Origin of the sequence: Azospirillum formosense, assembly GCF_013340925.1 — a bacterium.
Taxonomy (GTDB): domain Bacteria; phylum Pseudomonadota; class Alphaproteobacteria; order Azospirillales; family Azospirillaceae; genus Azospirillum; species Azospirillum formosense.
Map to the genome: position 1 here is coordinate 1 of NZ_WHOR01000196.1, position 10,966 is coordinate 10,966.

7 protein-coding genes are annotated in these 10,966 nt (G+C 69.1%); 6 read left to right on the forward strand and 1 reads right to left on the reverse strand.

Going from position 1 to position 10,966, the window contains the following annotated elements; all coding sequences use genetic code 11:
* Window positions 1-41: 41 nt before the first annotated feature.
* The 3 genes from ccoG (at window position 42) to GBZ26_RS21110 (ending at window position 3,551) form a co-directional block, all read left to right on the forward strand.
* Window positions 42-1,520, forward strand: a complete 1,479-nt coding sequence (gene ccoG / locus GBZ26_RS21100; protein ID WP_174440529.1) for a cytochrome c oxidase accessory protein CcoG — start codon at window positions 42-44, stop codon at window positions 1,518-1,520.
* 280 nt (window positions 1,521-1,800) lie between these two features.
* Window positions 1,801-2,655, forward strand: a complete 855-nt coding sequence (locus tag GBZ26_RS21105; RefSeq protein WP_174440530.1) for a glycosyltransferase — start codon at window positions 1,801-1,803, stop codon at window positions 2,653-2,655.
* Window positions 2,656-2,732: 77 nt separating this feature from the next.
* On the forward strand, window positions 2,733-3,551 hold the full coding sequence (locus GBZ26_RS21110; RefSeq protein ID WP_174440531.1) for a GH12 family glycosyl hydrolase domain-containing protein: 819 nt from the start codon (window positions 2,733-2,735) through the stop codon (window positions 3,549-3,551).
* A 44-nt stretch (window positions 3,552-3,595) separates the two neighbouring features.
* Here GBZ26_RS21110 and fbaA read toward each other — a convergent pair whose 3' ends face one another.
* Entirely contained in the window at window positions 3,596-4,675 is a 1,080-nt protein-coding gene (gene fbaA, locus GBZ26_RS21115) for a class II fructose-bisphosphate aldolase (RefSeq protein WP_040138070.1), read from the reverse strand.
* Window positions 4,676-4,904: 229 nt separating this feature from the next.
* Here fbaA and GBZ26_RS21120 point away from each other — a divergent pair, with 229 nt between their 5' ends.
* The 3 genes from GBZ26_RS21120 (at window position 4,905) to GBZ26_RS21130 (ending at window position 10,751) form a co-directional block, all read left to right on the forward strand.
* A complete protein-coding gene (locus tag GBZ26_RS21120) occupies window positions 4,905-5,786 on the forward strand; it encodes an SMP-30/gluconolactonase/LRE family protein (protein ID WP_174440532.1) in 882 nt (293 codons plus the stop codon).
* 297 nt (window positions 5,787-6,083) lie between these two features.
* Window positions 6,084-8,891, forward strand: a complete 2,808-nt coding sequence (gene ppc, locus GBZ26_RS21125; protein ID WP_174440533.1) for a phosphoenolpyruvate carboxylase — start codon at window positions 6,084-6,086, stop codon at window positions 8,889-8,891.
* 411 nt (window positions 8,892-9,302) lie between these two features.
* Window positions 9,303-10,751, forward strand: coding sequence for an aminotransferase-like domain-containing protein (locus GBZ26_RS21130; protein ID WP_174440534.1), 1,449 nt, complete (start codon window positions 9,303-9,305; stop codon window positions 10,749-10,751).
* The last annotated feature ends 215 nt before the right edge of the window (window positions 10,752-10,966 follow it).

Sequence of the window (10,966 nt, forward strand, 5' to 3'; positions counted from 1 at the left end):
CCCTGCCCATTTGTCCGCGGGCCGAACCACGGACGAGCATGATGAGCGTTTCCACCACCGAACCGCAAACCGCCCCCCACCCCGCGGACTCCGCGCGCAAGAGCAGCCTCTACGCCAAGCACGACAAGATCTACCCGAAGTCGGTCGCCGGCACCTTCCGCCGGCTGAAATGGCTGACGCTGATCTGCCTGCTCGGCCTCTACTACGTCACCCCCTGGATTCGCTGGGACCGCGGCCCCAACGCGCCGGATCAGGCGGTGCTGGTGGATATGCCGGGCCGCCGCCTGTATTTCTTCTTCATCGAGCTGTGGCCGCAGCAGGTCTATTACCTGACCGGCGCGCTGATTCTGGGGGCCATCGGCCTGTTCCTGGCGACCGCGCTCGCCGGCCGCGTCTGGTGCGGCTACGCCTGCCCGCAGACGGTGTGGAGCGACCTGTTCCTGTGGGTGGAGCGCCGGATCGAGGGCGACCGCGGCGACCGCATCCGCCTCGATCACGCCCCCTGGTCGCCGGCCAAGCTGGGCAGGAAGGCGGCCAAGCACGCCGCGTGGCTGCTGATCGCTCTGCTGACCGGCGGAGCCTGGGTCTTCTACTTCAACGATGCCCCGACCCTGGCGCTGGAGATGCTGCGGTTCGAGGCGTCCTCGACCGTGCTGCTGTTCATCGGGCTGTTCACCGCGACCACCTATCTGCTGGCCGGCCACGCGCGCGAGCAGGTGTGCATCTACATGTGCCCCTGGCCGCGCTTCCAGGCGGCGATGCAGGATGAGGAGAGCCTGACCGTCACCTACGAGGACTGGCGCGGCGAGGGCCGCGGCCACCTGAAGCGTTCGCAAAGCTGGGAGGAGCGCAGGGCGACGGGACTGGGCGACTGCATCGATTGCGGGGCTTGCGTCCATGTCTGCCCGACCGGGGTGGACATCCGCAACGGCCCGCAGCTCGCCTGCATCGGCTGCGGCCTGTGCGTGGACGCCTGCAACGGCGTGATGGCGAGGATCGGGCGCCCCGGCGATCTGGTCCGCTTCGATTCCCTGAACGCCCAGATCGCGCGGGCCAACGGCACCAAGCCCGCGTTCAAGCCGGTCCGCCCGCGCACCATCATCTACACGCTGCTGCTGACCGTCGTCGGCGGGATGATGGCCGCCGGGCTGGTGCTGAAGCCGAAGGTCGACGTGAACATCCTGCGCGACCGCGCGCCGCTGTTCGTCACCCTGTCCAACGGCGACATCCAGAACGCCTACACGGTCAAGGTCCTGAACATGACGCGGGCGGCCCAGACCTACCGCCTGTCCTTCATCGGCCTTCCCGGCGCCGTCCTGTCGGTGGCCGGCGGCGAGGGCGAGGCGGCGGAAGGCTCCGTCCTGGTCCAGGCCGATCCCGACAGCGTGGCGACCCACCGCGTGCTGGTCCGGGTGCCGAAGGAGGCGCTGCGCCAGCCCTCGACCCCCGCGGCCTTCGTCGTCACCCGCCAGCCGGACGGGCTGACCGTCCAGCACGAGACCGTCTTCCTCGGTCCCTGATCCCATCATTCATTTCCATCGAAGGAGGTCGCGCCATGAACTTCGACACCACCACCTACATCGCCCTGGTCGGCGCCGTCAGCGTGTTCGTCGTGACCATCGGCGTCTTCGCCTTCCTGCTGACCCGCAAGGGCAAGTGACGGCTTCCGCAGGAGAGGCGGGCGTCCGCTCCCCGGGCGCCCGCCTTTCTCCGGGGTGAGGTTGCCGGCCGCGCCGGACCTGTTGCATAACGGCGTTCGGCGGGAACGTCCCCGAAAACGGCCTCGTGAAGGGTCCATCAATGGAAGTGCTGAGATTCGCGCCGGAGGATTTCTCCCACGAACTTCTCTCGCTTGAGGTTGCCAAACTCATCAAGGACGAGACGCCCCCGGCCGAACCGCTCACCTTCCACGCCTATTGGGACGGAGCGCTGAACGAGAAGCACCTGATCTCGGTGAAGAGCTGCCATCTGTTCAACGTCCGTGGCCGCGCGAACAAAATCATCCTGTGGACGCAGAACGGCGTCGAGAACCGGTATCTGAGCGAAATCAGCGAATACGCCGAGATCCGCGCCTTTTCCGAGCGCGACGAATGCCGCGGCACCTTTCTTGAAGGAAACGACTTCGGTCGGTCGATCGACGCATCCTTCTACTCCGACATCGTCCGCTACATCCTGCTCTACAAATACGGCGGCGTTTGGTTCGACCTCGACTGCCTGTTCCTGCGAAGCGTCACGCCGCTCCTGAACCAGTTCCCCGGCAAGATCCTGGCCTACCGGTGGGAGCGGCAGAGCTATCCCAACGGCGCGCTCTACATCTCCCCCACGCCGCGATCGGAGGCGATGAAGGGCAACATCGAGTTCATCCGGAACCGCGGCCGCGGCTGGGGCTTCCAGCAGGCCGGCCTGGTCTACGACACGCCGATGGACATCCTCGTGCTGCCGTGCCCGTGGTTCGACGCCGGGTGGATCGACAATCCCGTGCTGCACTTCAACGATTTCATGAGGGCGTCGCCGGTCGCGCACGACCTCGACAGCTTCTTCCCCGGCGCCTTCTGCTTCCACTGGCACAACAAGTGGTTCGACGCCATCGAGCCGGGGAGTCCGATGGATCGGCTCGCCCGCGACATCGACCACCGGCTGTCCGTGGGGGGCTGAGCCCCATCGCGATCATCGCCGTCCGCCCGTGTTGAAGCCCCGACGCCGGGCAGAACAGGACGGAGCGGGGACCCATCATGACCACCACGCTGAAAGGAAGCGCCGACCGGCTGGAGATCGGCGGCTGGGCGGCCAGCAGCAACGTCTGGAATCCGGGCGGCTACCGCAACGGCAAGGACTTCACCCAGTCCATCGTCCTCGACGAGGCGACCTTTCCGAACGGAACGGCGATCAGCTGGAACTGGCCCTACGACAGCCGGCGCGCCCTGACCTACGAGAATTATCCGGTGCGCGCCTATCCGGAACTGACGCATGGCGTCAACCCGTGGAACGGCGCCCCGTCCACCAGCGCGGTCCTGCCCGCGCGGATCGCCGACCTGCCGAACTTCGACGTGACCTACAAGATCGGCCTGACCGGTGCGACGAACCTCTACAACGTCGCCGTCAGCCTGTGGATCGGCGACGACCCGGAAAAGGGGATCGAGGGCGTGACCGACGAGGTGATGGTGTGGCTGCACAGCGGCTACTTCACCCCCGCCGGGGAGCCGGTCGCCACGCTGACCGACGCGCAGGGGGACGCCACCCTGTGGAACAAGCCGGTGTTCAGCGGCGGAGTGGACGGCAACCCCATCGATTGGGAATACACGGTCCTGCAATACGGCGACGACCGGCTGGCCGGGACGCTGGACCTGGACGGGATGCTGGACGAGCTTCAGGATCGCGGAATCGTCAATGAGACCGACTGGATCCTGGGCTTCCAGTTCGGCGCGGAGGTGGCGGCGGGCGTCGGGTCGATGACGGTGGAGCAGTTGGCCGTGGATTTCACGGCGCCCCCGGCGCCGGGAGTGCTTGCGACGCCGCCGGAGCCGGTGATCGGGGTGGTGCCGTCGGTGTAAGGGTGAGCGGCCATGCCGGCCCCTCACCCCCACATCCCGACCGATCAGCCGGCCAGCGACTTGCCGGCGGCGCCCAGATCGGCGAAGGCCTCGTCCAGGCGGCGGACCATGCCCTGCTCGCCCAGGCGCAGCCACTTGCGCGGGTCGTACAGCTTCTTCAGCGGCTTGCCCGACTGCGGGTCGATCTGATGGCGGAAGGCCGCCTCGTTCTCCAGCACGAAGCCGCCGATGGACTCGGCGAAAGCGAACTGGGTGTCGGTGTCGATGTTCATCTTGAACACGCCGAAGCCGACCGCCTGGGCGATCTTCTCCTTCTCCGACCCCGAACCGCCGTGGAACACCAGGGCCAACGGCTTGGCGCCGCCGCCGTGACGCTCGGCCACCAGGGCCTGCGAGGCGCCGAGGATCTCCGGACGCAGCTTCACGTTGCCCGGGGCGTAGACGCCGTGCACGTTGCCGAAGGAGGCCGCGACGGAGAAGTGGCCGATGGGCGACAGCTCCTCATAGGCGCGCAGCACGTCTTCCGGCTGGGTGTAGAGGTGGGCGTTGTTGGCGGCGTCCAGGTCTTCCGACCCGATGCCGTCCTCCTCGCCGCCGGTCACGCCCAGCTCGATCTCCAGGCTCATGCCCAGCGGGGCGAGGCGCTTGAGGACGCGGGCGCATTCCGACAGGTTGAAGTCCAGCGACTCCTCCGACAGGTCGAGCATGTGCGAGCTGAACAGCGGCCGGCCGGTGCGGCGGAAATGCTCCTCGCCGTGGCCGATCATGCCCTCGACCCAGGGGATCAGGCCCTTGTTGGCGTGGTCGGTGTGCAGGACGACGCAGACGCCGTACTGCTCGGCCAGCAGATGGACGTGCTGGGCCGCCGACACGGCGCCGAGGATGCGCGCCTGGAGCGCGTCCTTCATGCCCTCGCCGGCGTAGAAGCGGGCGCCGCCGTTGGAGAGCTGCACGATCACGTCGGAGCGGTTCTTCGCCGCCGCCTCGAGGACGGCGTTGATGCCGTTGGTGCCGACCACGTTGACCGCCGGCAGAGCGTAACCGCCGTCCTGGCAGGCGGCGATCAGCGCGCGGTAGTCCTCTCCGGTCACGACGCCGGGCTTCAGTCGGGTCGGGGCAGACATGGGTGAATTCCTCCCTCGGAAAAATACTGCCTTGAAACTTTGGTTCAAACGTCGGTTCGATCGTTCGGTCAAGCCCCATATGGGCATGGGACCGGCGAACGCCACGCGCTCTTTTTGCCACTTCCCGCGCCGGAACGCTGCAAAAGACTTGCCGCGAAAGTCACCCTGGACCTGTGACGAAAAGACCCGCGGCATCGCGCAGGACAGCAACAGGAAGGAGACCGGGACCATGGACGCTCACTGTGTCTGGGAGGCGGGCGCGCAGCTCGGCGAAGGGCCGGTCTGGTCGCCGTCGCGCAACGCCCTGTTCGCCGTGGACATCCGCGGGTCGCGCCTGCTGCGCTACACACCCGCCGACGGTCAGGGCCGCGACTGGCCACTGGAGGAGGCCGCCTGCTGGCTGGTCGAGCGGGCGGACGGCGCCGGCTTCATCGCCGGATTGCGCTCGCGCCGGCTGGTCGGCCTGACGCTCGACGGCGACCGGCTCTCGGTGGGGGCCGAATTGATGCGGCTGGAGGAGGACACGCCCGGCAACCGGCTGAACGACGCCATGGCCGACGCGGCGGGGCGGCTGTGGGTGGGCAGCATGGACGACGCGGAGGAGGATGCATCCGGCGCGCTGTACCGCATCGGGCCGGACGGTTCCGTGGAGCGGGCGGACGAGGGCTACACGGTCAGCAACGGCCCCGCCCTGTCCCCGGACGGGCGGACGCTCTACCACACCGACAGCCCGCGCCGGACCATCTATGCCTTTGCCCTGGCCGCGGACGGCACCCTGTCCGGCAAGCGCGTCCACCTCCGCTTCGGCGAGGAGGACGGCTATCCCGACGGCATGACCTGCGACGCCGAGGGCCATCTCTGGGTGGCCCACTGGAGCGGCGGGCGGGTCAGCCGCTTCCGGCCGGACGGGACGCTGGACCAGGTGGTGCGTCTGCCGGTGTCCAACGTCACCTCCTGCGCCTTCGGCGGGCCGGGCCTGGACCGGTTGTTCATCACCACCGCCGCCGCCACCACCCAGGACGCCCCGGCCGGGGAACCGCTGGCCGGCGGGCTGTTCACCTGCACACCCGGCGTCGTCGGGCTGCCGCCGGGACGGTTCGGCGCGCCCTGAACAGGCTGCGAGCCTTGCCAGCGGATTTGATATACTAGTATAACTCTGGCGCTGAACAGCAGCCGTCACCGCATGGCGGAAGGATCGCGCGCCGCCGTGGCGAGCCCTTCCGCCAAGTGATAGATCTGTGCGGACACCGCAGCGCTGCCGGCGCCACCGGGGCAACGGCGTCCGCAACCGTGCCGAAGCCGTTCTCCCACAAGGGAAAAAGGGCTTTAGCGGGTGCAGCAAACTGCTTTACAGTTGCACGCCGATCCTTTCGACGGTTCCACCTTCGCACAGCCGGAGCGACCCACGATGACCACCGACGCCGCCCTCCATTCTGCCGCTCCGGTCAGCGACACCGAAACCGGCACCGACGACAAGGATTTCCCGCTGCGCGAGGACATCCGCCTGCTCGGCCGCCTGCTCGGCGACACGGTGCGCGAGCAGGAGGGCGACGGCGTCTATGGCGTCATCGAGAGCGTGCGCCAGGCCTCGGTGCGCTTCAACCGCGACGACGACGACTCCGCCCGCCGCGAGATGGCCGAGATCCTGAACGGCCTGCCGCGCGACACGATGATGTCGGTGGTGCGCGCCTTCTCCTACTTCCTGCACCTCGCCAACATCGCCGAGGACCAGCACCACATCCGGCGCACCCGCGACCACGCCATTGCCGGCTCGCCGGCGCGCGAGGGCACCCTGCCCTACGCGCTGGAGCGTCTGGAAGCCGCCGGGGTCGAGCCGGACCGGCTGGCCGGCGTGCTGGACATCGCCCAGGTCAGCCCGGTGCTGACCGCCCACCCGACCGAGGTCCAGCGCAAGAGCATCCTGGCGCTGGAGCACAAGGTGGCGTCCCTGCTGGACACCCGCGACCGTTCCCGCCTGACGCCGGAGGAGGCGGAGGCCAACATGGACGCGCTCCAGGAGGCCATCCTGACCCTGTGGCGCACCCGCATGCTGCGCCCGCAGCGCCTCGCCGTGATCGACGAGGTGAAGAACGGCATCTCCTACTACACCGACACCTTCTTCTCCGAGCTGCCGAAGCTGTTCTGCCGCTTCGAGGATCTGCTGGCCAAGCGCTTCCCCGAGCGGGAGTGGTCGCTGCCGCCCTATTTCCGCATCGGTTCCTGGATCGGCGGCGACCGCGACGGCAACCCCTTCGTCACGGCACCGATCCTGCGCGAGGCGATGCGCCTGCAATCGACCGCCGCGCTCGACCACTATCTGACCGAAATCCACGAGCTGGGCGGCGAGCTGCCGCTGTCCGAGTTGCTGCTCGGCACCTCGCCGGAGCTGGAGGAGCTGGCCAAGCGCTCGCCCGACCATTCGCCGCACCGCGCGGACGAGCCGTTCCGCCGCGCCCTGACCGGCATCTACGCCCGTCTGGCGGCGACCTCGCGCACGCTCGACCAGCATGAGGCGCTGCGCAACGCGGTCGGCAAGGGCGATCCCTACCCCACCAGCGCCGAGCTGCTGGCCGATCTGGAGATTCTGGCCGCCTCGCTGAAGGCCCACGGGGCGGGCCGTCTGGCCGCCGGGCGGCTGCGCCGCCTGATCATCGCGGTGAAGACCTTCGGCTTCCATCTGGCGCCGATCGACCTGCGCCAGAACTCCGATGTCCACCAGCGCACGGTGGCGGAGCTGCTGGCCGTCGCCGGCCGCTGCGCCGACTACGCCGCCCTGTCGGAGGACGAGCGCATCGCCCTGCTGGCCGAGGAAATCCAGAGCCCGCGCCCGCTCCACTCGCCCTACCACGCCTATTCGGAGGAGACGGCGGGCGAGCTGGCGATCTTCTTCGCCGCCCGCCAGCTGCGCGAGACCTACGGACCCGCCGCCCTGCCGAACAGCATCATCTCCAAGACGGACGGCGCGTCCGACCTGCTGGAGGTGGCGCTTCTTCTCAAGGAATCCGGCCTGCTGCGCCCGGGGGCGGGCGGCGAGCCGGCGCTCGGCCTCAACATCGTCCCGCTGTTCGAGACCATCGAGGACCTCCGGCAGGCCCCGGCGACGATGGAGCGGCTGTTCACCCTGCCCGCCTACCGCGCCCTGGTCACCTCGCGCGGGGACGAGCAGGAGGTGATGCTTGGCTATTCCGACAGCAACAAGGACGGCGGTTTCCTGACCTCCGGCTGGGAGCTGTACAAGGCGGAGATCGAGCTGGCGAAGCTGTTCGACCGGCACGGCGTGCGCATGCGGCTGTTCCACGGACGCGGCGGCTCGGTCGGCCGCGGCGGCGGCCCCAGCTATCAGGCGATCCTGGCCCAGCCGACCGGCGCGGTGTCCGGCCAGATCCGCATCACCGAGCAGGGCGAGGTCATCGCTTCGAAGTATGGGCGCCCCGAGGTCGGGCAGCGCAACCTGGAGGTCCTGACCGCGGCGACGCTGGAGGCCACCCTGCTCGACCTGGAGAACCGCGTCGAGCCGGCGGAATCCTTCTACGCGGCGATGGAGCGGCTGTCGGAACTGGCCTTCGGCGCCTACCGCGGGCTGGTCTACGAGACGCCGGGCTTCACCCAGTATTTCCGCACGGCCACGCCGATCTCGGAAATCGCCACGCTGAACATCGGCAGCCGTCCGGCCTCGCGCACCAAGTCGGACCGCATCGAGGACCTGCGCGCCATCCCCTGGGTCTTCTCCTGGGCGCAGTGCCGCCTGATGCTGCCGGGCTGGTACGGCTTCGGCAGCGCCGTGGAGGCGTGGCTGAAGGAGGAGCCGGACGGGCTCGCCCTGCTCCAGCGCATGAACCGCGCCTGGCCCTTCTTCAAGTCGCTGCTGTCCAACATGGACATGGTGCTGGCCAAGAGCGACCTCGCCATCGCCTCGCGCTACGCGGAGCTGGTGGAGGACGTCGAACTGCGCGAGCGAATCTTCGGCCGCATCCGCGAGGAGTGGCAGCGCACCCGCCGCCATCTGCTGGCCATCGCCGGGCATGACGAGCTGCTGGGCGAGAACCCGCTTCTGGCGCGCTCGATCCGCAACCGCTTCCCCTACATGGATCCGCTGAACCACGTCCAGGTCGAGCTTCTGCGGCGCCACCGCGCCGGCAGCAGCGATGAGCGGGTGCGGCGCGGCATCCTGATGTCGATCAACGGCGTCGCCGCCGGCCTGCGCAACAGCGGCTGATCCGCCTCAGCCACCCCGTCCCGTCGCTCTGGCGGGACGGGAGCGGAAGCGGCGAAACCGTGGGCCGGCATCGAAAATGGATTGCCACCCCCGATTTCCCGCTTGCTTTCATATTAATATATTAGTATGCTTCTTCTTGTGTTCAAGCGTTGTGGGCCGCCGTTGCGGCGGCTGGTGCGACGTCCTGGACGTTTCCTCCCTAGACTCGAAGGCCATCGGGGTCCACCCCGGTGGCCTTTTTTCTGCGCACGCTTTGGCAGGGGAGCCTGTTGTCCCCGATGGGAGGAAAGGAGCAAGCCGCTGCGGTGATGAGCCAGCCGGCCAAACTTTCCCGACACGCACATTGACAATCCATACAATGCCAGGCCTAATGTCTGGAAGGGAGCGCCCCGCCTCCCTGCAAGGATCACCATGCCGCCGCTTACCACTCCCCAAACCGCCGCGCACCCCATCGATTGGGCGCCCTCCCTGGAGGACCGCAGCCGCCCCGTCTACATCGCCATCGCGGACGCCATCGCGGCGGACATCGGGGCGGGGCGGCTGAGGCCCGGCGACCGGCTGCCGCCGCAGCGGATCCTGGCCGACCGGCTGGGCATCGACTTCACCACCGTCAGCCGCGCCTATGGGGAGGCCCGCCACCGCGGGCTGGTCGACGCGCGGGTCGGACAGGGAACCTTCGTGCGCAAGACGGGCCATGTTCCCCCGCCCTTCGCCGCGGAGCCGCACACCACCGTTGCGACGGTGCCGCTGGCCGTCAGCATGGCGATGAACCAGCCGCCGCAGCCGGAGGATTCCACCGCCCTGGCCGCCCGCATGAACCGCGGCGTCGCCGCGGCCACCGCGGCTCTGGGATTGCCGGACCTGCTGCGCTATCCGGACGGGGCCGACAGCCCGGACGACCGTGAGGCGGCGGTCCATTGGCTGCGCCATCGTCTGCCCGGCCTGACGGCGGAGCGGGTGCTGGTGGCGCCCGGTACGCAGGCCGCCCTGCTCGCCCTGCTGTCCGCCCTGGCCCGCCCCGGCGACACGGTCTGCGCGGAGGCACTGACCTATCCCGGCTTCCGCGCCGCCGCGGCCCAGCTCGGGCTGCGGGTGATCGGCGTTCCGATGGACGCGGACGGCATCGACCCCGACGCGCTGCGCGCCGCGCTGGCCGAGCACCGGCCCAAAGCGCTCTACTGCATCCCGACCTTCCACAACCCGACCACCGCGACCATGCCGGAGGAGCGGCGGCGGGCCGTGGCCGCGGCGGCGCGCGACAACGGCGTTCCGATCATCGAGGACGACATCTACGGCCCGCTGCCGGAAACGGCGCCGCCGCCGCTGGCCGCCTTCGCGCCGGAGCTGACCTACCACGTCGCCGGTCTTGCCAAATGCGTGTCCCCGGCCCTGCGCATCGCCTATGTGGCGGCGCCCGACGCCCGGCAGGCCCGCCGTGTGGCGGTGGCGCAGCGGGCAACCACGCTGATCGCCGCCCCGCTGTCCGCCGCCATCGCCCGGCTGTGGATCGCCGACGGCACCGCCGAGGCCGTGCGTGATGCCATCCGGGCGGAGGCCATGGCCCGCCGGGCGCTCGCCGAAACGCTCCTGCCGGCAGAGCGGATCGTCACCAAGCGGGAGGCCTTCCACCTTTGGCTCACCCTGCCGGACGGCTGGACCGGCGGGGAGTTCACCGCCCCCCTGCGCAGCCGGGGCATTTCCGCGGTGGCCGCGGAGGCCTTCGCCACCACCCCGGACGTGCCCGCGGCCCTGCGCTTCTGCCTGGGCGCTCCGCTCGACCGCGACGAGACCCGCCGCGCGCTGGAGATCCTGGCCGACGCCCTGGTCCTGCCTCCCGCCACCGCGGGCGTGATCATCTGAGGCCCATCAAAGCCTGCTTCAGAGTGTCGCATTGCTGGGATCGACTCCCGGAGAATCAGGGATTTCCATACACGATCCTCATTGAATGCATTCAATCACGCTTGCAGAATCGGCGATTGAAGGCATACAGTCGGCGCCATGCCGCAGGCCACTGTTCGTGTGGTCCGGATGTTTGCGCAGAGGCACGCCATGCAGAATCCCGCCCGCTCCTCCAC

What these genes read in the sequence shown, in the direction of transcription:
- ccoG (WP_174440529.1), top strand. Translation starts at nt 42, where the DNA reads ATGAGCGTTTCCACCACCGAACCGCAAACCGCCCCCCACCCCGCGGAC.
- GBZ26_RS21105 (WP_174440530.1), top strand. Translation starts at nt 1,801, where the DNA reads ATGGAAGTGCTGAGATTCGCGCCGGAGGATTTCTCCCACGAACTTCTC.
- GBZ26_RS21110 (WP_174440531.1), top strand. Translation starts at nt 2,733, where the DNA reads ATGACCACCACGCTGAAAGGAAGCGCCGACCGGCTGGAGATCGGCGGC.
- fbaA (WP_040138070.1), bottom strand. Translation starts at nt 4,675, where the DNA reads ATGTCTGCCCCGACCCGACTGAAGCCCGGCGTCGTGACCGGAGAGGAC.
- GBZ26_RS21120 (WP_174440532.1), top strand. Translation starts at nt 4,905, where the DNA reads ATGGACGCTCACTGTGTCTGGGAGGCGGGCGCGCAGCTCGGCGAAGGG.
- ppc (WP_174440533.1), top strand. Translation starts at nt 6,084, where the DNA reads ATGACCACCGACGCCGCCCTCCATTCTGCCGCTCCGGTCAGCGACACC.
- GBZ26_RS21130 (WP_174440534.1), top strand. Translation starts at nt 9,303, where the DNA reads ATGCCGCCGCTTACCACTCCCCAAACCGCCGCGCACCCCATCGATTGG.